23 protein-coding genes are annotated in these 22,672 nt (G+C 66.8%); 7 read left to right on the plus strand and 16 right to left on the minus strand.

The window, feature by feature from the left end; translation table 11 throughout:
- The 6 genes from BM019_RS21020 to BM019_RS21045 form a co-directional block, all read right to left on the minus strand.
- Nucleotides 1-876: an ABC transporter permease gene (locus BM019_RS21020; RefSeq protein WP_092419896.1), complete on the minus strand. Its 876-nt coding sequence runs from the start codon at nt 874-876 to the stop codon at nt 1-3.
- Nucleotides 873-1,829: an ABC transporter permease gene (locus tag BM019_RS21025; protein ID WP_092419899.1), complete on the minus strand. Its 957-nt coding sequence runs from the start codon at nt 1,827-1,829 to the stop codon at nt 873-875. Before BM019_RS21025 ends, BM019_RS21020 begins: the two co-directional genes overlap by 4 nt.
- Nucleotides 1,830-1,877: 48 nt before the next feature.
- Entirely contained in the window at nt 1,878-3,515 is a 1,638-nt protein-coding gene (locus BM019_RS21030; RefSeq protein ID WP_092419902.1) for an ABC transporter substrate-binding protein, read from the minus strand.
- An 89-nt stretch (nt 3,516-3,604) separates the two neighbouring features.
- The gene (locus BM019_RS21035) at nt 3,605-4,882 is read right to left on the minus strand and encodes an NAD(P)/FAD-dependent oxidoreductase (RefSeq protein WP_092419905.1); all 1,278 of its coding nucleotides are present in this window, start codon (nt 4,880-4,882) and stop codon (nt 3,605-3,607) included.
- A gap of 42 nt (nt 4,883-4,924) precedes the next feature.
- Nucleotides 4,925-5,593: a haloacid dehalogenase type II gene (locus BM019_RS21040; protein ID WP_053261333.1), complete on the minus strand. Its 669-nt coding sequence runs from the start codon at nt 5,591-5,593 to the stop codon at nt 4,925-4,927.
- Between the two features lie 452 nt (nt 5,594-6,045).
- Nucleotides 6,046-7,518: an aldehyde dehydrogenase family protein gene (locus BM019_RS21045; protein WP_092419908.1), complete on the minus strand. Its 1,473-nt coding sequence runs from the start codon at nt 7,516-7,518 to the stop codon at nt 6,046-6,048.
- A 255-nt stretch (nt 7,519-7,773) separates the two neighbouring features.
- On the opposite strand from BM019_RS21045, the gene BM019_RS21050 reads away from it, so the two are divergent.
- The gene (locus tag BM019_RS21050; RefSeq protein ID WP_092419911.1) at nt 7,774-8,631 is read left to right on the plus strand and encodes a GNAT family N-acetyltransferase; all 858 of its coding nucleotides are present in this window, start codon (nt 7,774-7,776) and stop codon (nt 8,629-8,631) included.
- Nucleotides 8,632-8,696: 65 nt separating this feature from the next.
- Nucleotides 8,697-9,422: a cupin domain-containing protein gene (locus tag BM019_RS21055; RefSeq protein WP_092419914.1), complete on the plus strand. Its 726-nt coding sequence runs from the start codon at nt 8,697-8,699 to the stop codon at nt 9,420-9,422.
- A gap of 68 nt (nt 9,423-9,490) precedes the next feature.
- Here the strand turns inward: BM019_RS21055 and BM019_RS21060 are convergent, their stop codons facing one another.
- From BM019_RS21060 to BM019_RS21100, 9 genes are all read right to left on the minus strand, one after another.
- On the minus strand, nt 9,491-9,739 hold the full coding sequence (locus BM019_RS21060) for a hypothetical protein (RefSeq protein ID WP_009044034.1): 249 nt from the start codon (nt 9,737-9,739) through the stop codon (nt 9,491-9,493).
- Between the two features lie 194 nt (nt 9,740-9,933).
- The gene (locus BM019_RS21065) at nt 9,934-10,833 is read right to left on the minus strand and encodes a polysaccharide deacetylase family protein (RefSeq protein ID WP_092419917.1); all 900 of its coding nucleotides are present in this window, start codon (nt 10,831-10,833) and stop codon (nt 9,934-9,936) included.
- 157 nt (nt 10,834-10,990) lie between these two features.
- Nucleotides 10,991-11,677, minus strand: a complete 687-nt coding sequence (locus tag BM019_RS21070; protein WP_009044037.1) for a phosphoribosyltransferase — start codon at nt 11,675-11,677, stop codon at nt 10,991-10,993.
- Nucleotides 11,678-11,700: 23 nt separating this feature from the next.
- On the minus strand, nt 11,701-12,591 hold the full coding sequence (locus BM019_RS21075; protein ID WP_053261340.1) for a universal stress protein: 891 nt from the start codon (nt 12,589-12,591) through the stop codon (nt 11,701-11,703).
- Nucleotides 12,592-12,723: 132 nt separating this feature from the next.
- On the minus strand, nt 12,724-13,491 hold the full coding sequence (locus tag BM019_RS21080; RefSeq protein WP_062825972.1) for an ABC transporter permease: 768 nt from the start codon (nt 13,489-13,491) through the stop codon (nt 12,724-12,726).
- Nucleotides 13,491-14,690, minus strand: a complete 1,200-nt coding sequence (locus tag BM019_RS21085) for an ABC transporter substrate-binding protein (RefSeq protein ID WP_092419920.1) — start codon at nt 14,688-14,690, stop codon at nt 13,491-13,493. Before BM019_RS21085 ends, BM019_RS21080 begins: the two co-directional genes overlap by 1 nt.
- Before the next feature lie 170 nt (nt 14,691-14,860).
- Nucleotides 14,861-15,673, minus strand: a complete 813-nt coding sequence (locus BM019_RS21090) for an ABC transporter ATP-binding protein (protein WP_092419923.1) — start codon at nt 15,671-15,673, stop codon at nt 14,861-14,863.
- Entirely contained in the window at nt 15,670-16,740 is a 1,071-nt protein-coding gene (locus BM019_RS21095) for an acyl-CoA dehydrogenase family protein (protein ID WP_092419926.1), read from the minus strand. The genes BM019_RS21090 and BM019_RS21095 overlap by 4 nt, the downstream gene beginning before the upstream one ends.
- A 63-nt stretch (nt 16,741-16,803) precedes the next feature.
- The gene (locus BM019_RS21100) at nt 16,804-17,364 is read right to left on the minus strand and encodes a carboxymuconolactone decarboxylase family protein (RefSeq protein WP_092419929.1); all 561 of its coding nucleotides are present in this window, start codon (nt 17,362-17,364) and stop codon (nt 16,804-16,806) included.
- Between the two features lie 104 nt (nt 17,365-17,468).
- Here BM019_RS21100 and BM019_RS21105 point away from each other — a divergent pair, with 104 nt between their 5' ends.
- Entirely contained in the window at nt 17,469-18,392 is a 924-nt protein-coding gene (locus BM019_RS21105) for an AraC family transcriptional regulator (protein ID WP_092419932.1), read from the plus strand.
- 36 nt (nt 18,393-18,428) lie between these two features.
- Here BM019_RS21105 and BM019_RS21110 read toward each other — a convergent pair whose 3' ends face one another.
- Entirely contained in the window at nt 18,429-19,376 is a 948-nt protein-coding gene (locus tag BM019_RS21110; protein WP_092419935.1) for an ABC transporter substrate-binding protein, read from the minus strand.
- A gap of 337 nt (nt 19,377-19,713) precedes the next feature.
- On the opposite strand from BM019_RS21110, the gene BM019_RS21115 reads away from it, so the two are divergent.
- The 4 genes from BM019_RS21115 to BM019_RS30845 all read left to right on the plus strand — a co-directional run bounded on the left by BM019_RS21115 (nt 19,714) and on the right by BM019_RS30845 (nt 22,645).
- Nucleotides 19,714-20,706, plus strand: a complete 993-nt coding sequence (locus BM019_RS21115; RefSeq protein ID WP_092419938.1) for an aliphatic sulfonate ABC transporter substrate-binding protein — start codon at nt 19,714-19,716, stop codon at nt 20,704-20,706.
- 64 nt (nt 20,707-20,770) lie between these two features.
- The gene (locus BM019_RS21120) at nt 20,771-21,619 is read left to right on the plus strand and encodes an ABC transporter permease (protein WP_092419941.1); all 849 of its coding nucleotides are present in this window, start codon (nt 20,771-20,773) and stop codon (nt 21,617-21,619) included.
- 18 nt (nt 21,620-21,637) lie between these two features.
- Nucleotides 21,638-22,351: an ABC transporter ATP-binding protein gene (locus tag BM019_RS21125; protein ID WP_092419944.1), complete on the plus strand. Its 714-nt coding sequence runs from the start codon at nt 21,638-21,640 to the stop codon at nt 22,349-22,351.
- A 132-nt stretch (nt 22,352-22,483) separates the two neighbouring features.
- Nucleotides 22,484-22,645, plus strand: coding sequence for a hypothetical protein (locus BM019_RS30845; RefSeq protein ID WP_175510700.1), 162 nt, complete (start codon nt 22,484-22,486; stop codon nt 22,643-22,645).
- The last annotated feature ends 27 nt before the right edge of the window (nt 22,646-22,672 follow it).

Here is a 22,672-nt window from a genome sequence, read left to right on the forward strand (position 1 = left end):
TCAATGACCTCCCGGACGGCGGCTGCGGCGCGACGAGATCCTGTCGATGAACAGGTTCACGCCAATGGTCAGGGTGCCGATGGCCAGCGCCGGGATGACGATGGCCGGCGCGCCCTGGTTGAGGCCGCCGATGTTCTCGCGCACCAGCGAACCGAGGTCGGCGTCCGGCGGCTGCACGCCCAGGCCAAGGAAGCTCATGCCGCTGAGCAGCAGGACGATAAAGCCGAAGCGCAGGCCAAGGTCGGTGAGCACCGGGTTGAGCATGTTCGGCAGGATCTCCGCGCAGGCGATGTACAGCCGGCGCTCGCCGCGGGTGCGGGCCACCTGCACGTACTCCAGGGCTTCGATATTCACCGCCAGGCTGCGGGCGATACGGAACGCCCCGGGGGTGAAGCTCAGCACCGCGGTGCACACCAGCAGCACCACCGAGGAGCCGAAGGCCGAGACCATGATCAGCGCCAGCATCTTGCTGGGGATGGAGATAAAGGCGTCCATCAGGCGGCTGATGACTTCATCCAGCCATTTCGGCGCGACCACCGAGAGCAAGGCGCAGGCGGTGCCCAGGCCGCTGGCCAGGACCGCGGAAATCAGCGCCAGGCCGACGGTGAACCGCGCGCCCACCAGCACCCGGCTGAGCATGTCGCGGCCCAGGTAATCGGTGCCGAACGGATAGGCCGCGCCCATGGCGTCGAACACATTGACGGACACCACTTCGCCCACCGGGTGCGGCGCCAGCCAGGGGCCGAACAGCGCCACCAGCAGCCACAGCACACACATCGCGGCCCCGGTCAGGCCGAGCCAGGAAGGCCCGTGGGACACCTTGCCCAGCGCCAGGTCAGGCGTGGCCGGCGTCGACTTCACCATGAGATTGGTCATTGGTTTCTCAGCCTCGGATTGGAAAGAATCGCGCACAGGTCGGCAATCAGCACCAAGCCCAGGTAGGCCGTGCAGAACAGCATGGTGCAGGCCTGCACCAGCGCCATGTCGCGGTTGGTCACGGCGTCGACCATCAGGCTGGCGATCCCGGGATAGTTGAAGATGGTCTCGACGATCACCACCCCGCCCAGCAGGTACGACAGGCTCAGCGCCACCGCGTTGGCGATCGGCCCGATGGCGTTGGGCAAGGCGTGGCGCAGCACGATGCGCACCGGGCTGACGCCCTTGAGCCGGGCCATTTCCACGTAGGGGCTATCGAGCTGGTCGATCACCGCGGCGCGGGTCATGCGCGCCATTTGCGCGACGATGACGAAGCACAGGGTCATCACCGGCAAGGCGTAGGTGCGCAGGAACTGCAGCGGCGAGTGGGTTTCGCTGGCGTAGGACAAGGCCGACAGCCAGCCCAGGTTCACCGCGAACACCAGCACCGCCAGGGTCGCCACCAGGAACTCCGGCACCGCCACCAGGGCCAGGGTGATGAAGCTCAGGAGGCTGTCCAGGCGCCCGCCGCGGCCCATGGCCGAGCCGATGCCCAGGGTCAGCGCCAGCGGCACCGAGACCACCGCGGTCACCGCCGCCAGCATCAGGGTGTTGGGCACCCGCCCGGCCATCAGCTCGCTGACCGGCATGGCGTTGGACACCGAGGTGCCCATGTCGCCGGCCAGCAGGCTGAACAGCCAGTGCAGGTAACGCACCACACCGGGCTGGTCCAGGCCCAGTTTCAGGCGCAGCGCCGCCACCTGTTCCGGCGTGGCGAACTGCCCCAGGGCCTGTTGCGCCGCGTCCCCCGGCAGCACCGCGGTGATGGCGAACACCACCATGGACACGATCAACAAGGTCACGACCGCGGCGCCCATGCGCCGCGCGATCAACCACAGTGTGTTGCTATTCATCGCCCTTCCCTCCTGCCTTGCAGCCCCGACGGAACCTGCTTTCGCCCCTCACGCGTCCAGCCACACCTGCTCGGCGAACATGTAGCCCATGAAGCCGCCCAGGGGGTTGCTGCCATAGCCCTTGATGCGCTGGTCGACCCCGTCGATGTTGCTGATGAACACCGGGATGCCGATGCCGCAGTGGTCGTGCACCAGGGTCTGCATGTCGGCGTACATCGTGCTGCGCTTGGCGTCGTCGGTCTCGCCGCGGGCCAGCATCAGCAACTGGTCGAACTGCTCGTTCTTCCAGCCCGATTCGTTCCATGGCGCGCTGGACTGGAAGAACTGCGAGAAGATCACGTCGGCGTTCGGCCGCGGGTTGATGTTGCCGAAGCTCAGCGGGTGCTTCATCCAGTGGTTGGACCAGTAGCCGTCGCTGGGCAGGCGGTTGACGTTGAGGGTCAGCCCGGCCTGCTTGGCCGACTGCTGCAAGAGCACGGCGATGTCCACCGAACCGGTGGCGGCCGGCGAAGCCACCAGTGGCATGCTGACCTTCTCCATGCCGGCTTTTTTCAGCAGGAAGCGGGCCTTTTCCGGGTCGTACGGGGTCTGCGGCAGGTCGGCGTTGTAGTAACGCGAGCCTGGGGCGATCGGGTGGTCGTTGCCGACCACGGCGTAGCCACGGAACACCGCGGACTTGACCTGTTCGCGGTCCAGCAGGTGCTTCAGCGCCTGGGTGAACTCCGGGCTCTGGCCGGGCAGCTGGTCCTGGCGAATGATCAGGTCGGTGTAGTTGCCCGACGGCGCGTCCACCACCCGGTGCCCGGCGCTGGCGGCGATGCGCGCGGTGGAACGCGGGTTGACCTCGTTGATCAGGTTCACGTCCCCGGAGAGCAAGGCGTTGACCCGCGACGGCTCGTCGGCGATGGCGATGAACTCGATCTCGTCCAGGTACGGCAGGCCCGGCTTCCAGTAGTTCGGGTTGCGCGCGGAGACCGAGCGCACGCCCGGCTTGAACTCCTTGACCTTGAACGGCCCGGTGCCGATGCCCTGGCTGAAGTCGGTGGTGCCTTCGGGCACGATCAGCAGGTGCGAGACCGCGAGGATCGACGGCAGCTCGGCGTTCGGCGCCTTGAGGCGGATCTGCACCTCATGGGTGCCGGTGGCCTTGATCTCGGCGAACTGCTCCATCAGCGGCATGACCTTGGAACCGGTGGCCGGGTCCTTGTGCCGCGACAGCGAGAACACCACGTCGGCGGCGGTCAGGCCCTTGCCGTTGTGGAAGGTCACGTCCCTGCGCAGGGTGATGATCCAGAGGGTGGCGTCGGTATTGTCGATGCGCTCGGCCAGTTCCAGCTGCGGCACCAGGTGGCTGTCGAAGCGGGTCAGGCCGTTGTAGAACATGAAGTGCCGCACATAGTCGGTGGACAGCGCGCCCCGGGCCGGGTCGAGGGTGTCGGCGGTGGAACTGGACATCCCGGCGACGCGGATGCGCCCGCCCGGCTTGCCCTTGGCTGGCGCCGCGCTGTCGCTGGCGAGCAAGGTGCCGGCACTGCCGAACAGGCTGCCGGCGCCCGCGGCGGCGACACCGGCCACGCCGAGCATGCGCAAGGCGCTGCGACGGGACATGCCACGGTTCAGGCCTTCGAAAACCCGCAGGCTTTCTTCGCCGGAAATCAGTTGCGGATCGACTTTGTTGTCAGTCATAGCAGTTCTACCTGTCGAATAATGAGAAGGCTCGAGTGCTCGCGGTTGACCGGAGCGTCCTGGAAACGCAAAACGACGGTGAAGCAAACTCAGTGCAGATAGTCCTGGAAGCGGTAGTAAGCGCCTACCAGCGGCAGGAACCAGGGCTTGCCGAAGTGCCCGGGAATCGCCGGCCATGCCAGGTCTTGCCAGGGGTTGAGGGATGGATTGGCGCCGTCCATGACCTCGGCCATGACCTGGCCCATGTGCACCGACATCTGCACCCCATGGCCGCTGTAGCCCATGGCGTGGTAGATGCCGTTGCGTTCGCCGGCCCGGGGCAGCCGGTCGCTGGTCATGTCCACCAGCCCGCCCCAGCAGTAGTCGATAGCGACCCCGGCCAGTTGCGGGAACATCTGCACCATGGCCGCCTGCAGCACCTTGCCGCTCTTGGCATCGGAACTCGGGCTGGACATGGCGAAGCGCGCCCGGCCGCCGAACAGCAGGCGGTTATCCGGGGTCAGGCGGAAGTAGTTGCCGATGGTGCGGCTGGTGACATAGGAGCGCTGCTGCGGCAGCAGCCGCTCGACCAGGGCCTGCGGCAGCACCTCGGTGGTCACCACGAAGCTGCCCACCGGCACGATGCGCCGCCGGTACCAGCCGAGGTCGCCATGCTGGCAGGCGCCGGTGGCCAGCAGAATCTGCCGCGCCTGCAACGAACCGCGCGCGGTGTCGAGCCGGTAGCCGCCACTGTTGCCCTGCCAGCCTTGGACCGCGCAGTCCTGATAGATCAGCGCGCCATGGCGCGCCGCGGCGTGCGCCAGGCCGATGCCGAAGCGCCCGACGTGCATCTGCACGCCGTTGCGCTGCAACAGGCCGCCGTGAAAACCGGCAGAATCGACTTCGCCGCGCACCTGCTCGGCGGACAGCAGCTCGACATCGGCATCGACCTCGCGGCGGATCAGCTCGCAGGTGCGCGCCAGCCCTTCGTAATGCAGGGGCTTGGCCGCCAGCTTGAGCTTGCCGTTGCGCTTGAGGTCGCAACCGATGCCCTCCTGCGCCACCAGCGCCACCACGCTCTGCACCGCCCGCTCATAGGCCTGGTAATAGGCCCGCGCGCGTTCGGCGCCGAGGCTGGCGCTGAGGGCGGCGTAATCCTGGGCCACCCCGGTGTTGCACTGGCCGCCGTTGCGCCCGGAGGCTTCGCCGATCACCCGCCCGGCTTCCAGCACCACCACCCGGGCGCCCTTCATGGCCAGCGCGCGGGCCGCGGACAGCCCGGTGAAACCGCCACCGACGATCGCCACGTCGACGCTGTCCGGCAGCGCGCCGCTCTGTGCCCCGGTGAAGGCCGGCGCACTGTCGAGCCAATAGGATTCACTGCCCATGCCTGACTCCCTGACCCTGCCTTGAAGAACGCCCATGACCGATCAGAGCCCGACCAGCCCAGCCAGGCCGCCGATGTCCGGGATCTGCTGGTAGCCGTAGATGGCGTTGGCCGGCTGTTCGTGGCCACGGGCGACGAAAGCCTTGTGCTTGATCTTCATGTCGTGGGCCGGCATCAGGTCGTAACGGAAGCTGGAGGACACATGCAGGATGTCTTGCGGGCCGCAGCCGAGGTTGTCGAGCATGAACTCGAAGGCCGCCAGGCGTGGCTTGTAGGCTTGCGCCTGCTCGGCGGTGAAGACCTTGTGGAACGGCGCGCCGAGCTTGTCGACGTTGGACATGATCTGGCTGTCGCTGGCGTTGGAGAAGATCACCAGGGGGATCTTGTCGGCGATCTTCGACAGGCCGGCCGGCACGTCCGGATGAGGGCCCCAGGTCGGCACGGCGTCGTAGTACAGCTGGCCTTCGCCGCGGTACTCGACGCCCCAGCGCTTGCAGGTCCGCGCCAGTGCGGTCTTGAGGATCTCGTCGTAGGGCCTCCAGTCGCCCATGACCTGGTCCAGGCGGTAGGCCGAGAAGTCCTTGACGAACTGGTCCATCTGTTCAGGACCGACGCGGTCGGCGAACAGCTCGCGGGTCATGGTGCCCATGTGGAAGTTGGTCAGCGTACCGTAGCAGTCGAACGTAATGAATTTGGGACGAAGAAAGCTCATTGAGTGCGGTCCTGAAGTTCGTTGAGGTCATGGCGTGACACGCAAGAGCGCGGCTGCCGGAGCCCTGATGCAGCGTTGCAATCACAGCTTCATTACAACACCGTGAAATCAGCAGATGGCGTTAAAAGCGCGGGCTGCTCGATACAAACCACCGTTTTTCGGGGCGCCCTCAGCAGACTTTGCGGGGCGCGCCAGCCTTGGGCAAAGCCCGTATTCATGCGCTTTTATGGACCTTTGCCGGCCGCCGGGGCTCAAGTCCGGGCCCGGTCGCCGCAGAACCTGCGCCGGCCCCAACGAAAACGGGCGCCCCCGTCTGGAAGCGCCCGTTTCGCTGAATCGCAGAGTGTCTGCCGGTCGATCCACAACCGGTGGCGGCCGGCCTGCGGCCGCGCCGGCAGGTTCAATGCATACTTCGTACCGCGCCGCTCACCCGCCCCTGTCGATCACGGTTTTCAGCCGGCGATATCGATCAGCACGCTCTTGAAGCGCAGGTTGGCCTCGAAGGCTTCGCGCCCCAGGTCCTTGCCGATGCCGGAGCGCTTGTAGCCGCCGGTGGGCAGGATGTAGTCGTTGCTGCGCCCGTAGCGGTTGACCCACACCGTGCCGGCTTCCAGGCGCCGGACCAGGCGCAGGGCGCGGTTGATGTCGGCGGTGTGTACTCCGGCGGCCAGGCCGTAGGTGGCATGCTCGGCCAGGGCCAGGGCCTCGGCTTCGTCGTCGAAGGCCTGCACCGTCAGCACCGGGCCGAAGATCTCCTCGCAGACCGCCGGGTTGCGGTTGTCCAGGCCGGTCAGCAGGGTCGGCTGGTAATAGGCGCCGCCCAGGCCGTCGAACAGCCCGCCGCCGCAGAGCACCTCGGCGCCGGCCTGGCGCGAACGCTGGACGATGCCGTCGATGCGGTTCGCCTGCTGCCGGGAAATGATCGGCGACAGCGTGCTGGCCGACGACCAGGTCGGCCCCGGGCGCAATTGTTCGAAGTACGCCCGCAGGTGCTCGACGAAGGGCTGCATGACCGAGCGCTCGATCAGCAGCCGCGAGCCGGAGACGCACACCTGCCCGGCATTGCCGGTAATGGCCATGGCCACGGTGCGCGCGGTCCTGGCGAGGTCCGGCACGTCGGCGAACACCAGTTGCGGGCTCTTGCCGCCCAGCTCCAGGGTCACCGGCTTGGGGCCGACCAGGGCGCAGGTGGACATGATGCTCGACCCCGTGGCGGTGGAACCGGTGAAGGTCACCTTGGCCACCCGCGGATGGCGACACAGGGCGTCGCCGGTGACCCGGCCGTCGCCCTGCACCACGTTGAAGATGCCCGCCGGAACCCCCGCCTGCAGCGCCAGTTCGGCGAACCGCAGGCTGGAAAACGGCGTCAACTCCGACGGCTTGAGCACCACCGCGTTACCGGCGGCCAGGGCCGGGGCGACTTTCCACGAGGCCATGCTCAGCGGGAAATTCCACGGTGCGATGGCGGCGATCACCCCGTAGGGTTCGGCGATCTGCATGCCCAGGCGGTCGGTCTGGGTGGCGGCCAGCGAACCGCCGTGCTTGTCCGCCAGCTCGGCGAAAAAGCGGATGCCTTCGGCGACATAGGGAATGTCCCAGCCGATCACATCCTGATGCGGCCGAGTCGAGCCCACCGCCTCCAGCGGCGCCAGGATCGCCGCGTCGGCTTCCACCAGGTCGGCCCAGCGCCGCATCACCCGCGCCCGCTCCCGGGGCGGACGGCTGGCCCAGTCGGAGCGGGCGAATGCCTGCCAGGCGTTGTTCACCGCCTCGTCCACCAGCCCGGCGTCGGCGATCGGCAACTGCCCGTAGGCCTGGCCGTCCGACGGTCGCGAGACCTCCAGCCCGGGCGCGGCGTCGCGGTACTGGCCGGCAATGAAATGAGCGCTGCGCACAGCGACAAGACGAGGATCGAAGCTATCCATGGAGCACTCCACTTGAAGGCGGCAATAAGGTCGGCGAAGGCCGGCCCGGCCGGTAAAAACCAGGCCTCCATCCTAGGAAAAAAGCTCAAGCATTTGCTGCCGACCTTGGGCCCCTTTTAAGTAGTTACTGTGGTCTGCCGGCCGGTCTTTTAGGGATTCTGCCGAATCGCCGCGGGGCTCTTGCCAGGCGTGATCGCAGATGGGATACAGGCGCATCGCCGACGATCGCGCTTATCTTTTTCACGGAGTCTTGCCATGTCCGCCACCCCTCGCCCTGCTTATGTGTACCGCCCGATGACTGTCGCCGACTTGCCGGCGGCCCACGCCCTGTCCGTGCAATTGAAGTGGCCCCATCGCCTGGAAGACTGGGCGATGTTGCAGCGGGTCGGCCAGGGCTTCGTGGTGGAAGACGGCGAGCGCCTGATCGGCAGCGCCTTCGCTTGCCTGCAGGGGGACTACGCCACCATCGGCCTGGTGATCGTCAGCGGCGACTACCAGGGCCAGGGCATCGGCCGGGCCCTGATGGAAAAGGCCCTGCACGCCTGCGAGTCGCGCACGCCGATCCTCAACGCCACCCTGGCCGGCGCGCCGCTGTATGCCAGCCAGGGCTTCGTCGAGTTCGGCGTGATCCAGCAGCATCAGGGCCAGGTGCGGGTGCCGGAGGTGGGCGCCCTGCCCGCCGGTGAAAGCTGCCGGCCGCTGCGCAAGGCCGACCGCCTGCGCCAGTTGAGCCTGGCCAACGCCGGCAGCGGCCTGGACCGCCAGCAGGTGCTGGAAGACCTGTTCGCGGTGGTCGAGCATGGCGTCGGCATCGAACGCGACGGCCAGTTGCGCGCCTTTGCCCTGCTGCGGCCGTTCGGCCGTGGCCGCTGCATCGGCCCGGTGGTCGCGGAAACCGCCGAGCAGGCCCGGCAGATGATCGCCAGCCTGCTGAGCAAGGTTCCCGATGCCTTCGTGCGCATCGATATTCCGGCCGACTGCGGCCTGGCCAAATGGCTGGAAAGCGCCGGCCTGAAACAGGTCGACCAGGTCGCGCAGATGGCCCGCGGCACCCCGCCCCGGGCGCTCGGCAACGTGCATCAGTTCGCCCTGGTGACCCAGGCCATCGGTTGACCCACAACGCCGCGCGCCCCTGGGTCGCGGCGCTTTTTTTCCAACACCCCCAGAGAGTCCTTTACATGTCCACACCCGCCGCTTTGCTGCTGGCAGGCGCCGACGGCCGCTTCGACGCCAGCCTGTTCACCCCTGCTGCCCTGGGCAGTGACGACCCCTTCGGCGCCGATCGGCTGGTCGCCTATAACGGCAGCGACGGCATTGCCGCCGGTGTCGTGCGCACCAGCGGACGTTTTGCCAGCGAGGATTTCCCCCACATCGAAATGCTCGTGGTGCACACCGGCAAGGTGTTGCTCTACAGCGCCGAGCCGTCTGGGGAACTGGCCCTGGAACTGGCCCCCGGCGCCAGCGTGGTGATCGGCCGCGGCAGCGCCTTCAAGCTCGAGGCCGAGCCCGGCACGCTCTGGGCCTTCTGCGCGGTGAACCGTGCCGCGGCGGGCGCCGAACCGGGCCTGACGCTGCTCGACCCGCGGGCCATGCTCTCGCCCTCGGCGGCTCCCGAGCCGCAGATCCTGATCGGCGCGGAACCGCAATGCCGCTCGCGCAACGCCTTCGAGGACGACGCCTGCGACCTGCGGATCGGGGTCTGGGATTCCACGCCGTACCGCCGCCATGGCCGGCCGCACAAGCTCAATGAACTGATGCACCTGGTGGAAGGCAGCGTGACCCTCGAGGGCGCGGACGGCAGCCGCCTGAGCGCCGGCCCCGGCGCTACGCTGTTCGTTGCCCAGGGCACGCCCTGCGCGTGGCACAGCACAGCCTATGTGCGCAAGTTCTATGCGGTGAAGTAACGCCCGGCACACACGACAACGGCGCCCTCGGGCGCCGTTGTCAGGTCGGGCGAAAAGCGCCCGGCGACTCAATCATCATCGTCGTCATCGTCACGGTCGCGACGATAGCGCCCGTCCTTGTCCCGCCGGTCGTAGCGGCGGTCGTAACGGTCGTCGTCACGATCGCGGTCGCGGTAGTAATCGCGGTCATAACGGCTGTGGTCGCGCCAACCGTCATGGTCGCGATCGTAGCGTCGGCCGTCCTCCCAATGGGGGTAGCAGCCACCCAGCAGCAGCGTGGAGCAAAGGGTCAGGGTGAGTGTCGCGAGTCGCTTCATGGAAGTGTCCTAGAACCTGGGTCAGAACGATGGGTTGGCAAAGCTGCCCGGCAACGCAGCGGGCCCTGTGCGAACCGGCGGCGCCGGCACCTGCAACCACCCATGTGACTGTAAAATCAGCGTTTTATTCGATCCTGGCGAGGCACTGGCGGACCGACGGTCATGTCTTGTCCAATGCGAACGGTCACGCCTGCTCAGTGGGAATTCCTGTCCCACAGCCAGTTCCACAGCCCCGGCAACCGCACCGGCTGTTCGCTGTTGCTGACAGTGCGGGCCATGACCGCCCGTTGCAGCGCCGCGGTATCGTCGTAGAACGGCTTGGGCGCAGTCGCAAGGCCAGTGGCCTGGGCGCTGTCGAGCAGGATCTGCAGGTATTCCCGGGTGTGGCGGGCGGTGTAGCGATTGAGGTCGTGGAAGGTCACCACCAGCGGGATCGCTCCGTCCACCGTCGGCAACTGGCCCAGGGCAATGCGTTCGCGCACTTCCGACAGCTGGCGCAGCATATTGGCCCGGCGCCGTGGGCTGGCGTTGAAACCCCAGACCTTGCCATCGTTGGCGCTGAGGTCGGTGAGCAGCACATGCAGGCCATGCCGTTGGTAGGCGGCGAAGGTGCGCTTGTCGTAGTTCCAGAATGGCGGGCGCACCAGGCTCGGCGGCACGCCGGTGATCAGCGCGATATCGGCGCTGCCGTTGTTCAGGGACGCCTCCAGTTCCGGCGGGGCGAGCGAGCGATGGTTGGTGTGCCTCGGCGTGGCGGTATGAAAGCCCAGCACATGGCCCTCGGTATGTTCGCGGGCCATCAGCTGTCGGCCGATGTCGCTGCCGCCGGCCCGCGAGGCCCGGGTCTGGACGAAGAACACCGCCTTGATCGCCGGTTGCAACGGGTTGTCGAGCAGGTCGTCGAGCACCCGTTCGGTCGGGTTGTAGAAACTGGAAGCGCTGGGGCCGTCGTCGAAGGTCAACAGAAAGCGGATCGGCGCCTGGGCGCGCAGGCGTTGCTCGGTCTGCGCGGTCATTTCGATGGGAGCAGCAATGCAACCGCCCAGACCAGCGGCGAGCAACACTGCGCAGAGAAGCTTGAAGCCTTGTTTCATGTTTTGCCCTGTGCCGGACCGTTGCGGTCGTCACCTCAATGGCAAAAATCCCTCGCCCATGGATCCCTCGCCCGGCCTGCACGCAGCGCCGGGCACAGCTTGGAGGGGCAACGGCGGTTTTGGTTCCGGAGCGCCCGCGTTCAGGCAGCCCGGGCCTTCATGCCGAACCGCCTTCGCAGGGTCGCTGCCAGGCGCGCTGCAACAGGTCGATCACCTCCTCGTCCGAGGTCTGGGCAAAGTCCGCGTAACCATTGCCGATCGACACGAACCACAGGGGCGTGATCGGGCAGATCAGCTCGTCGACCTCGAAACTCAGGGTGTCGACGGTTTCCTGGGGCGCCAGGGGCACGGCCACCACAATCCGCGCCGGGTGCTGCAGGCGCGTCGCCTGTACCGCGGCGTGCATCGAGGCGCCGGTGGCCAGCCCGTCGTCCACCAGGATCACCACCTGGTCACGCAGGTCGGGCGCGGCCCGGTCGCCACGGTAGACCCGTTCGCGGCGCTGCAACTCCTGGGTTTCCCGTATGGTCACCGCTTGCAGCGCGGCATCACCGAGGTGATGGCTGCCCAGGACGTCCTGATTGAGGATGCGGATACCACCGCTGGCGATGGCGCCCATCGCCAGTTCTTCATGGCCGGGCACGCCAAGCTTGCGCACCAGCATCAGGTCCAGCCGCACCTCCAGGGCCCGGGCGATTTCCCAGGCCACCGGCACCCCGCCCCGGGGCAACGCCAGCACGATCACCTCGGGCCGGCGGCTGTATTTCTGCAACGGCGCGACCAGCCCTTGCCCGGCCGCCTGACGGTTGCGCAGGGTCATCTGCAATGACGGATATTCGCTCATGTCTCACCTCCCAAGGCGCCCGGCTACAGCGCCAGCAGGCTGCAGGGCACCTGATACAACGCGTGCTCGGTGGTGCTGCCCACCAGTTTCTCCAGGCCCTGGCGATGCACGCGGCCCATGACCAGCACGTCGGCCTGGTTCTCGGTGACGAAGTTGGCCAGCACGGTGACCGGTTGTCCGAGGATGAAATGCCGGCGTTCCTCGGGCACGCCATAACGCTCGGCCAGTTCCAGGAAGGCTTTTTCCAGGGTCACCCGCAGTTCCCGGGTCAGGTCCGCCAGCACCAGGCCACCGCCCCCGGCATCGCCCAGGTAGACCGACGACACGTCATAGGCATGCAGCAGGTGCAGCTCGGCATCGCATTGCAGGGCCAGGCTGTTGGCTTCGTGGATGATCCGGTCGTTGAGTCCGTTGTGCTGGTACTCCGGCCGCGACGGGTCGACCGCCGCGACCACCATTTGCGGCAACGTATGGCCGTGGCGACCCATCAGGTACAGCGGTACCGGGCACTGGCGCAGCAGGTGCCAGTCCATCGGCGTGAGAAAGGCGCGTTTGAGCGCCGGTTCGTGCTGCACGTCCTTGATCAGCAGGTCGGGCTGGATTTCCGCGACGTGCTGCAGGATTTCCTCCAGCAGGTCGTCGGCCCAGGCCACCTCGCCGTTGACCTTGACACCATGGCCGCGCAGGCGATGCACCTCCTCCTGCAACCATTCCTGGTGCCCCAGGCGGTAACGTTCGCGCGCCTCATTGCGCACGTTGTGCTCGAACAGGGAAAGAATCGACGCCGGTTTCAGCAAGGCCGCGATATGCAGGCTCGCCCCGCTGGCCTTGGCCAGGGCAGCGGCACGCGGGATCGCGGGGGACTGGCGCATTGCCGGGTCGATGACCAGCAACAAGCGTTGATACTGGCTCATGGCGCACCTCCAGATAGGCTGGACGCCCACGCCGGCCACCGGCGCCCGCTTCTCTATACGCCAGTGCGTCAACGCCGGATCGAACGCCAGCATGACTTCAGACTTCCCACTGACAATGCGCCCGTCGCGGCGTTACGGCAAGTGCGTCCAGCGCCGGTGCAGACCACGGGCCAGGCTGTCCAGGGCAAAGCCCAGGGCGCCGATCAGCAGGACCATGGCCATCAGTTCCGAATAGGCCAGGCGGTCGCGGGTATCGAGGATGAAATAGCCCAGGCCGGCGCTGACGCCAAGCATTTCGCAGGGCACCAGGACGATCCACAGTATGCCGATGGCCAGGCGCACGCCGGTCAGCACATGGCCCAGCACCCCCGGCAGGATCACCTTGCGCAGGGTTTCCCAGCGGGTGGCGCTGAGGCTGCGGCTCAGTTGCAGCCAGCGCGGGTCGAGCTGGCGCACCCCGGCCGCGGTGTTGAGCAGGATCGGCCAGACCGCGGCGAAGGCCAGCAGGAAGTAGATCGGCTGGTCCCCGACCCCCATCAGCATCACCACCACCGGCATCCACGACAGCGGCGAGATCATCCGCAGGAACTGGAACGCCGGGGTGGTGGCCGCCTCCAGGTGACGGTAGCTGCCGATCAGCAGGCCCAGGGGCACGCCGACCAGCAAGGCCAGTGCCAAGCCAACCAGGATGCGCTTGAGGCTGACCAGCACATGCTCGTACAGCTCGGCGCGGCCCAGCAGTTCCAGCAGGCTGGCCAGGGTCGCCGCCGGCGAAAAACGCGCCGCGAGCCCGTCGGCGCTGCCAAACAGGCGCACCCCCAACCACCACAACAGCAGCAGGCACAGCAGCCCCGCCACGCCCAGCAGCCCATGCAGGCTCGATGCGGATCGCTTGGCCATCAGAGGCTGAACTCCTCGCTGCGTTCGAAGCTGTCGGGCAAGCCGAATGCCTTGAGCCCGCCAACCGACGCGATGGCGTTGCGCACGAAGCGCTCGTCCACCAGATCGCGGGCGGTGTGCTGCGGGTCGAGGCTGGCCAAAAAGCCCTTGTCGCCTTCGATCAGGGTGTCCTTGAGGCGCTTGACCAGTTCCTCGGTGTAGCTGGGGAACGGGTACGGCTGGAAATCGATGCGCTGCTCGTCCCACTGCGCGTGCTGGATCGCGCCGTCGGCCAGGTACTGCTGGCGTGCGCTGGCACTCGGCGCCAGGACCCGGCTCAGCACCTGGGGCGCATGCGGGGTGTAGCGGTTGGCGCCGTCGCGGGACAGCAGACTGGCGGCCTCGGCGCGGTGGTCGCGGGTCCACAGCTGCGCCTTGACGATGGCGTTGACCACCTTCTGCGACCATTCGGGGCGATTGTTCAGGTCCTGCTCGTGCATGAACACCACGCAGCAGGCGTGGTTGCGCCAGATGTCCCCGGTAAAGCGCTGCACCCGGCCGACCTTGAGCTCCTCGGCCAGGGCATTGAAAGGCTCGGCGACTATGTAGCCGGCGATGCGCTTGCTGGCCAGGGCCGGCGGCATGTCCGACGGCGGCAGCACCAGCAGATTGACCTCGTTGGCTGCCAGCGGACTGTTGGCTGGCCGGCTCACCGGGGTCAGGCCGTTGTCGCGCAGCAGTTGCTGCACCACCACGTTGTGAATCGAGTACCAGAACGGAATCGCCAGCGCCTGCCCGCCCAGCTGCCGCACCTCGGTGATGCCCGGCGCCACGGTCAGGCCGGAGCCGCCAACGTGGTTCCAGGCCACCACCTTGGCCGGCACCTTACTGCCATAGCGAGCCCAGACGGTCATCGGCGACAGCAGGTGAATCACATTGACCTGCCCGGAAATGAACGCCTCGATCACCTGCGCCCAACTGCGCAGCAGCACCGGGCGCTCGGAGCGGATGCCCTCAGCCTCGAACAGGCCGTTGTTATGGGCCACCAGCAAAGGCGTGGCGTCGGTGATCGGCAGGTAGCCGATGCGCACCGGCGCGTCCGGCTCCGCGGCGGCGCGGGCCTGCAGGCTACCCAGCAGCGGCAAGGCGCCGCCGGCGGTGAGCAAGGCGCTGAGCTTGAGGAAGTCGCGACGGCTGTGGGTGAAGTCATCCAGGCACATGGTGTATCTCCGATCATTCAGGCAAGGGGTTGAACCCGGCCATTACCGCCTCTTGCGGCTCTTCCGGCTCTTATGTAGTAGCGAAGCTTGCTCGCGAATGACCTCAACGCTGACGGGGTGTCTGGGACCCTGCGCCGCACTGAGGTTTTTATCGCGAGCAAACTTCGCTCCTACAGAGACAGAGGTTCAGGCAGGGCCAAGGCTTGGGGTTGTGTAGCGCGGCTCGCCCGCCGAAGGGTTTTGAGAATCTCGATACGCAGGGCGCCCAGTTCTTCCACCAGCTCGGCGCGCGGCTGAGGCAGGTCGATGCGCCACTCGCCGAGGGTCCGCGCCGGGCTGTTACCCAGTAGCAGGATCCGCTCGGAAAGCAGCAGGGCCTCGTCGATGTCGTGGGTGATCAGCAGCGCCGCGGTGCGGTGCTCGGCGATCACCTTGAGCAGTAGTTGCTGCATGTCGGCGCGGGTCACTTCGTCCAGCGCGCCAAAGGGTTCGTCGAGCAACAGCACCTGGGGCTGGCGCGCCAGGCAACGGGCCAGCGCGGTGCGCTGGGCCATGCCGCCGGACAGCTGCGCCGGGTAATGCCCGCGGGCATGCTGCAGGCCGACCTCGGTAATCGCCTGGTCGATCCGCGCCTGGCGCTGCCGGGCGTCCAGCGCCGGCTGGCGGGCGAAATCGAGGCCGAAGGCGACGTTGTGTTCCAGGTTCAGCCAGGGCAGCAGGCTGGGGTCCTGGAAGGCCACGGCCACCCGTGGATGCGGCCCGTCCAGCGCCTGGCCCAACAGGCTGACGCTACCACTGTGGGGCGCCTGCAGGCCGGCCAGGACCCGCAACAGGCTGGACTTGCCGACGCCGCTGGGGCCGAGGATCGACACCACCTCCCCTGGCTGCAAGCTCAGGTCAAAGCCTTCCAGCACCGCTTGCCAGCCTGCTTCACCGGGGTAGCCGAGGCTGATCTGCCGGGCTTCGAGCAAGGCCGCGCTCATGCCGCCGCGTCCCGGGCCTGGCGCTGCAACTCGGCGCGCAACTGCACCAGGCTCGGCGTGACGATCGGCACGAAGGCCGACTCGCGCCAGCGCCGGGCAAAACCGCCGCCATGCTCGCTCAGGTAGGCCTTGCCGCCGCTGGCCTGCAACTCCAGTTGCACGGCGTTGGCGGCGGCTTCGGCCAGGGCGATGCGCAGCCGGAACAGCGCTGCTGGCTGGGTCAGGAAACGCCCCTCCAGCAAGCCGCGCTTGAGCTGGTCGACGCTCTCTTCCAATTGCTGGCGTTGCTCCTGCAACGGCTCGCGCAGGATCGAACGCCCGCTGTGCAGATGGGTTTGCACTTCATCCAGCGCGCGCCGCGCCAGGCCGATGGCCATGCCGCATTGCAGGCCGAGAAACGCCGGGCGCACCGCTGGCAGAAAGGCCTTGGCATCCTCGTGCAGCAACCAGTCGTGGCCGACCTCCACCTGCTGCAGCTCCAGCGCCGCGGTGTTGCTCGACTGCAAGCCCATCAGTTGCAAGTCCTCGGAACGTTGCAAGCCGGCCAGGCCCGCGGGGATCGCCAGGACAAAGGGCGCGCCGCCCTGCTCGTGCTCGATGGCCGCGGCCACCACAAAACCGCTTTTGCGCAGATTGGTCACCCAGTGCAGGCGCCCGTTCAGATTCCAACCACCCGCCCGTGGCTGCGCGCGGACTTGCAGGGCCTCGATGCCGGAGAGGAACTTCATGGCGTTCGACAGCCCGGTGGCCCCCGCCAGTTCGCCGCTGAGCAGGTCCGGCAACAGACGCTCGCGCAAGGCCGCGTTGGGGCTGTGCAGCAGGTATTCGATAAAGGCCCGCTGGCCCCAGAACACAAAGGCCGCCGCCAGGGAACGGCTAGCCACCGCGGCCAGCGCCTCCACGGCGTCGCCCAGGTCGCCGCCGCTACCGCCCTGCCCGGGCGGAATGCCGATGCGCAGCACCTGCGCCTCGGCCAGCCGCGCCAGCACCTGCTGCGGGTCGCAGTGGCCCTGGTCCAAAGCCTGGGCCTCGGCGTCCAGCCATTGACTGAATGCGGGGTTGAGCATGTGGTTTTCTCCTTTTTTACGCGGCAGCGGCCCAACGGCCGTGCCTTGAATCAAGCCGCTGCATCATTGCTGCGGCGCTTGCCAGCGGTACTTGGCCAGTTCCGGGTTCAGCGGCGTGCGGGCGAACACGTTGGCGAAATTGCACAGGGTCGCCAGGCTCACCCCGAGTATCACTTCCAGGGCATTGCCCTCGCTGTAGCCGGCGGCCTTGAACGCTGTGAACGTCGGCTCGCTGACGTTGCCACGGGTGGCGATCACCTCGGCGGCGAAGGCAGCCAATGCCTGCAGTTTTTCCTCCGGCAAGGGGCTGCGCTCACGCAACGCGCTGATCACTTCGTCCGGCAGTTTGGCCTTGTTCTGCGCCACCGCAGTGTGCCCGGCCACACAGAAATCGCAACCGTGGGTGGTGGCGGCCACCAGTTGCACCACCTCCCGTTCGGCCAGGCTCAGCTCGGCCTTGCCATTGAGCGCCGATACCGTAACGTAGGTCTCCAGCGCCGCCGGGGCATTGGCCAGGATGCCCAGCAGGTTGGGAATGAACCCCGAGTTGTTCTGGGCGTTCTGCAAAAACGGCCGGGCCGCTTCGGGAGCGCTTTGCAGGCTGTGTAGAGTGATGCGCGACATGCGGTGGACTCCTGCTGTGTAGGTGTCCGGCCAGTCTGTTGGTTATAAAAATTTCGATCCATATTCTAAAGTAGCGATTACTTGCTCCTGAGTGTTTCCATTAGATGATTTCGTCCAGCCCACTGGTTGATTGGTTATTAGAAAGCCTCGAACTCGACGCCAGCCTGTTCCATGTCGGCCGCTACTGCGGCGGCTGGCACGCCAGCACCCACGGCCTGGCCCGGGCCAGTTTCCACCTGATCGTGCAGGGCCATTGCTGGCTGCATATCGAGGGCCATGAGCCGGCCCAGCGCCTGAATGCCGGGGATGCGCTGTTCCTGCTGCGCGACCTGGACTATCGCCTGTCCAGCGCCGAACAGCGTAGTGCCGCCCTTGAACTGCCACGCAGGGCCATGCAGGCGCTCGACACTCACGCACAAGATCAGGCCGAGGATGGCGTGGGCCTGGTCTGCGGCTTCTTTCATTTCAAGTCCGGGCTGTCGTCGCTGATCATCGACGGCCTGCCGGACTGGATCGTGCTGCGCGCCGGCGACCCGTCCCTGAGCGCGGCCCGGGCCCTGTTCGAGTTGATCCTGCAAGAGTGCCGGCGCACGCCCGCGCCCTCCTCGGCGCTGCTGGAGCGCCTGAGCCACCTGCTGTTCCTCTATGTGCTGCGCCAGCAAGTGGCCGATAACCAGGGCCTTGGCGGGCTGGTGGCGCTGGCCCGGCACCCGGCCTTCGCCGCGCTGCTGGAACAGCTGATCGAACACCCCGAACAGCCCTGGCCCCTGGAAAGCATGGCGGCCTGCACCGGGCTGTCGCGCTCGGCCTTCTTCAAGCGCTTCAACGAACTGGCCGGGCAATCCCCGGGCCAGGTCCTGCTGGCGCTGCGCATGCGCCATGCCTGCCAGTTGCTCAAGGCCAACCACACCGTGGAACAGGTTGGCGCGGCTGTGGGTTATCAATCGGTCGCGGCCTTTACCCGCGCCTTCGCCAAGGCCGTGGGCGTACAGCCGGGAGCTTATCGGCGCCAGCACGAAGGGCGTTGAATGCACCGGGGCCTGTGACCTGGCCCCGGCAAGGCGTCACTGGCTCAGGGCCTGGGTAAAGGAAGTGTCGACAACAGTCGCGGTGGCCAAGGGCGCCGGCAGCGCCTTGACCTTGAACAGGAAGTCCGCAGCGCTTTGCAGGTCGGCGGCGGCCTGCGGGTCCACCGGGCCGACGCTCATGTGCGCCTGGCGCAGCCAATGGCGCGAGACGTTCGGGTCTAGGTTGGCCTTTTTCGCCCACAGGTCGGCGTACTGGTCGGTGTGGCTGTCGACCCAGGCGCGGGCCAGTTTCAGGCGGCCGAGGAAGTCGGCGATGGCTTCACGCTTGCTGTCGATGGCCGGGGTCGAGGCGGCGATGGCGCTGAGGCCGGGCATCAGGTTCTTCGCGGTGAGGATCGGCCGCGCGCCGGAGAACAGGATCTGCTGCGAAATATAGGGTTCCCACACCGGGAAGGCGTCGATGCTGCCCTGGGGCAAGGCCGCGGCGGCATCGATCGGCATCAGCTTGATGAACTCGACATGGTCCTCCGGCAGGCCGGCCTGCTCCAGGGCGCGCAGGGTCAGTTGCTGGCTCCAGGCACCGGGCCAGTAGGCGACTTTCTTGCCCTTGAGGTCGGCGATGGTCTGCACCGGCGAATCCTTGGGCACCAGCAAGGCGATGGTGTCCGGGTTCTGCCGCGAGACGCCGATCAACTTCACCGGCGCCTGTTTCGCGGCGAGGAACAGAAAGCCCGAATCCCCGAGAAAGCCCAGGTCCAGGGCGCCGGTGTTCAGCGCTTCGGCCAGGGGCGCGGCGGCCTGGAAGTGTTTCCAATCGACCTTATAGGGCGCGCCTTCGAGCACACCCGAGGCCTCCACCGAGGCGCGCACGTTGTAGTAGTTCTGGTCGCCGACCTGCAGCACCAGCGGCTCGGCGGCCTGGGCCAGGGGCGCTGCGAACAGGGTGCTGAGGAGCAGACGGCGCAGGCGTCGGGAGAGCGTCATGGGAAATTCCTGGATGATTGGAAAAGCGGATTTTCTAGAACATAACGCTCTTAGAATCCGATTATGAAATTCTGTTAACGCATAAGCTCATAGCCGCTTTTGCACCCGCGCCAGAAGGCTGTTGGTGGAGAAACAGCGCGGCAACAGACTGTTGGCCAGGCAACATCGCCAGAGGCTTTTTTCCTGTTGGAACACCTTGAAACCGCCCTTCCCCGGCTATGGCACAGAGCCTGCAATATTCCTTTCCGGCAGGATTTATTCCTGCCTTCCGCGACTTTTGAAATAAGCAGCGGAAATAACGACATTGCCCTCTCGCCGCCTTGTCCGGAGCCGCTCCATGAAACCCGTCTTGCGTTTCCCCCTGGCTAGCGCCAGATACCTGCTCAGCGCCTGCGTCCTGGCGCTAGGCCTGCAACCCCTGGCCCAGGCCGCGGAAAACCCGCCGGCCGAAGTGCACCTGGACTACGCCTATTACTCGCCGGTCAGCCTGGTGCTCAAGCACTTCGGCTTTCTCGAAAAGGCCCTGCCCCAGACCAAGGTCGGCTGGGTCCTCAGCCAGGGCAGCAACCGCTCCCTGGAATACCTCAACAGCGGCGGCGTCGACTTCGCCTCGTCCGCCAGCCTGGCGGCGGTGCTGAGCCGGGCCAACGGCAGCCCGATCAAGTCGGTGTATGTCTACAGCCGCGCCGAATGGACCGCCCTGGTGGTGCGCAAGGATTCGCCATACCAGACAGTCGCCGACCTCAAGGGCAAGAAGATCGCCGCCACCAAAGGCACCGATCCCTACCTGTTCACCCTGCGCAGCCTGCAACAGGCCGGGCTGAAAAAAGACGATGTGGAACTGGTGCACCTGCAGCACCCGGACGGCCGTACCGCCCTGGAGAAAGGCGACGTCGACGCCTGGGCCGGCCTCGACCCGCACATGGCCGCCAGCGAAGTGCAGGCCGGCTCGCGCCTGCTGTACCGCAACACTGCCTTCAACAGCTACGGCGTGCTCAGCGTCACCGAGCAGTACGCCAAGGAACATCCGCAGACCATCGCCAGCGTGATCGCCGCCTACGAGCAGGCCCGCGAATGGTCGGTCAAGCACCCGGACGAGCTGGCCAAACTATTGGCCGACGAATCCGGCCTGCCACTGGAAGTGGCCCGGCTGCAACTGTCGCGCACCGACCTCGGTAACCCACGGTTGAGCGCCGAGGATGTGCTGGCCTCCAAGGCCGCCGCGCCGATCCTGGTGTCCGAGGAACTGGTGCGCCGCGGGGTGAACGTGGACCAGGTGATCGACCAACTGCTCGACACCGGCGTCAAGCAGGCCGTGGCCCGTCAATAACCTACCGCCCAGGCGACGACCGAGCCCGTGCCTGGCGCGGATTCGGCGTTGCCGGAGAATCGCCATGAGCAGCGACAGCAACAACCTCTCGACCCGCCTGGCCCTGTCCGCGCCGGGCAAGCTCCCACGCTTCGACCCCGCCCGCTGGCGCCTGCGCCTCAAGGGCCTGGCCCTGCCGGTAGTGATCATCCTGCTGCTGGAGTTCGTGGTGCGCATCGGCTGGCTGCCGTCGTACCAGATGCCGGCCCCCAGCGAGATCGCCCTGACCCTCGGCGACCTGGCCGAAGGCGCGCTGTGGAAACACATCGGCGCCAGCCTGCTGCGGGTGCTGCTGGGCTTTGCCATCGGCGCCGGCCTGGCGCTGGTCTTCGCCGCCTGGGTCGGCCTGAGCCGGGAAGCCGAAGCCTACATGGAGCCGACCTTCGCCGGCCTGCGCTCGATCCCCAGCCTGGCCTGGGTGCCGTTGCTCCTGCTGTGGCTGGGCATCGACGAAACTTCGAAGGTGGTGCTGATCGCCATCGGCGCCTTCTTCCCGGTGTACCTCAATGGCGTGGCGGCGATTCGCGATATCGACCGCAAGCTGGTGGAGGTCGGCCACATGTACGGTTTCGGCCGGCGCCGGCTGGTGCGGCGGATTCTCCTGCCGGCCGCCCTGCCCGGCCTGTTCACTGGCTTGCGCAGCGGCATGAGCCTGGCCTGGATGTTCCTGGTGGCCGCCGAACTGATCGCCGCCACCAAGGGCCTGGGTTATCTGCTCAGCGACGGCCGGGAAACCTCGCGGCCGGACATCGTGCTGGCGGCGATCATCGTCCTCGCGGTGCTGGGCAAGCTCAGCGACGGCCTCCTCGCCGGCCTGGAAAAACGCTTCCTGACCTGGCGCGACACCTTCAATGGCCAAGGCGGCAACGACTAACACACAGAGGATCGAGCCATGACCCAAGCCCTGCTGGACATCCACGTGGAACGCAAGACCTTCGCCGCCACCACCGTCCTCCACGATATCCACCTGCAACTGCAACCGCGGGAAACCGTGAGCCTGCTGGGCCCCAGCGGCTGCGGCAAAAGCACTCTGCTGCGCATCGTCGCCGGCCTGGAGAAGGACTTTCAGGGGCAACTGCGCAGCCATACCGAACGCCTGGCCTTTGTCTTCCAGGAACCGCGGCTGATGCCCTGGCTGACGGTGGAACAGAACATCGGCTTTGGCGACGACGCGCATTACGACCGCGCCTGGGTCGCGCAACTGATCGAGGAAGTCGGCCTTTCGGGTTTTGCCCAGGCCCTGCCCAAGGCGCTGTCCGGCGGCATGGCGCAGCGGGTGGCGATCGCCCGCGGCCTGTACGCGCGGCCACAGGTGCTGTTGCTCGACGAGCCCTTCAGCGCGGTGGACGCCTTTACCCGGATGAAACTGCAGGACCTGCTGCTGCAACTGGCCGAGCGTCACGCCATCGCCCTGCTGCTGGTGACCCACGATGTCGACGAGGCGCTGTACCTGAGCGACCGGGTGCTGGTGATGGACAACCGCCCCAGCCGTATTCGCCAGGAACTGGCGGTGCAACTGAGCCACCCGCGGGACCGCCGCGACCCGCTGCTGGCCCGGCTCAAGGCGTTGTCCCTGACCGAATTGCACAAGGCCCATGTGATTTGAGCGGGCTTTGCCACGGCCCGGCCTCTAAGAACACAAAGGAATTAATAAATAAATAATCAGTATTTATGGTTATAAATATAACCACGTACTCTCAGCTCATCCCGCCCATTGGTCACGACAGTGAAGTGCCTTATGAAACCGACCGACAACGTTATCGACTTCGCCCAGTTCCGCAAACGCAAGCAGGCCCAGCAACTGGCCCGGGCCATGTGGGAGATGTACGCGCGCAATGCCGGTTACCAGGCGTTCCAGTGGGTTCAGGCGGCCCGGCCGATCAGGACCTACCACGCGTGAGCGCCCAGGAACCCTCGCGCTTTCTGG

It is taken from the genome of Pseudomonas sp. NFPP07, from assembly GCF_900115645.1.
Lineage (GTDB): Bacteria > Pseudomonadota > Gammaproteobacteria > Pseudomonadales > Pseudomonadaceae > Aquipseudomonas > Aquipseudomonas chlororaphis.

Coding starts and splice junctions, on each gene's coding strand:
- BM019_RS21095 (WP_092419926.1), bottom strand. CDS start 16,740: ATGCTCAACCCCGCATTCAGTCAATGGCTGGACGCCGAGGCCCAGGCT.
- BM019_RS21020 (WP_092419896.1), bottom strand. CDS start 876: ATGACCAATCTCATGGTGAAGTCGACGCCGGCCACGCCTGACCTGGCG.
- BM019_RS30845 (WP_175510700.1), top strand. CDS start 22,484: ATGAAACCGACCGACAACGTTATCGACTTCGCCCAGTTCCGCAAACGC.
- BM019_RS21055 (WP_092419914.1), top strand. CDS start 8,697: ATGTCCACACCCGCCGCTTTGCTGCTGGCAGGCGCCGACGGCCGCTTC.
- BM019_RS21125 (WP_092419944.1), top strand. CDS start 21,638: ATGACCCAAGCCCTGCTGGACATCCACGTGGAACGCAAGACCTTCGCC.
- BM019_RS21065 (WP_092419917.1), bottom strand. CDS start 10,833: ATGAAACAAGGCTTCAAGCTTCTCTGCGCAGTGTTGCTCGCCGCTGGT.
- BM019_RS21035 (WP_092419905.1), bottom strand. CDS start 4,882: ATGGGCAGTGAATCCTATTGGCTCGACAGTGCGCCGGCCTTCACCGGG.
- BM019_RS21120 (WP_092419941.1), top strand. CDS start 20,771: ATGAGCAGCGACAGCAACAACCTCTCGACCCGCCTGGCCCTGTCCGCG.
- BM019_RS21085 (WP_092419920.1), bottom strand. CDS start 14,690: ATGTGCCTGGATGACTTCACCCACAGCCGTCGCGACTTCCTCAAGCTC.
- BM019_RS21070 (WP_009044037.1), bottom strand. CDS start 11,677: ATGAGCGAATATCCGTCATTGCAGATGACCCTGCGCAACCGTCAGGCG.
- BM019_RS21025 (WP_092419899.1), bottom strand. CDS start 1,829: ATGAATAGCAACACACTGTGGTTGATCGCGCGGCGCATGGGCGCCGCG.
- BM019_RS21075 (WP_053261340.1), bottom strand. CDS start 12,591: ATGAGCCAGTATCAACGCTTGTTGCTGGTCATCGACCCGGCAATGCGC.
- BM019_RS21040 (WP_053261333.1), bottom strand. CDS start 5,593: ATGAGCTTTCTTCGTCCCAAATTCATTACGTTCGACTGCTACGGTACG.
- BM019_RS21100 (WP_092419929.1), bottom strand. CDS start 17,364: ATGTCGCGCATCACTCTACACAGCCTGCAAAGCGCTCCCGAAGCGGCC.
- BM019_RS21045 (WP_092419908.1), bottom strand. CDS start 7,518: ATGGATAGCTTCGATCCTCGTCTTGTCGCTGTGCGCAGCGCTCATTTC.
- BM019_RS21105 (WP_092419932.1), top strand. CDS start 17,469: ATGATTTCGTCCAGCCCACTGGTTGATTGGTTATTAGAAAGCCTCGAA.
- BM019_RS21090 (WP_092419923.1), bottom strand. CDS start 15,673: ATGAGCGCGGCCTTGCTCGAAGCCCGGCAGATCAGCCTCGGCTACCCC.
- BM019_RS21115 (WP_092419938.1), top strand. CDS start 19,714: ATGAAACCCGTCTTGCGTTTCCCCCTGGCTAGCGCCAGATACCTGCTC.
- BM019_RS21080 (WP_062825972.1), bottom strand. CDS start 13,491: ATGGCCAAGCGATCCGCATCGAGCCTGCATGGGCTGCTGGGCGTGGCG.
- BM019_RS21060 (WP_009044034.1), bottom strand. CDS start 9,739: ATGAAGCGACTCGCGACACTCACCCTGACCCTTTGCTCCACGCTGCTG.
- BM019_RS21050 (WP_092419911.1), top strand. CDS start 7,774: ATGTCCGCCACCCCTCGCCCTGCTTATGTGTACCGCCCGATGACTGTC.
- BM019_RS21110 (WP_092419935.1), bottom strand. CDS start 19,376: ATGACGCTCTCCCGACGCCTGCGCCGTCTGCTCCTCAGCACCCTGTTC.
- BM019_RS21030 (WP_092419902.1), bottom strand. CDS start 3,515: ATGACTGACAACAAAGTCGATCCGCAACTGATTTCCGGCGAAGAAAGC.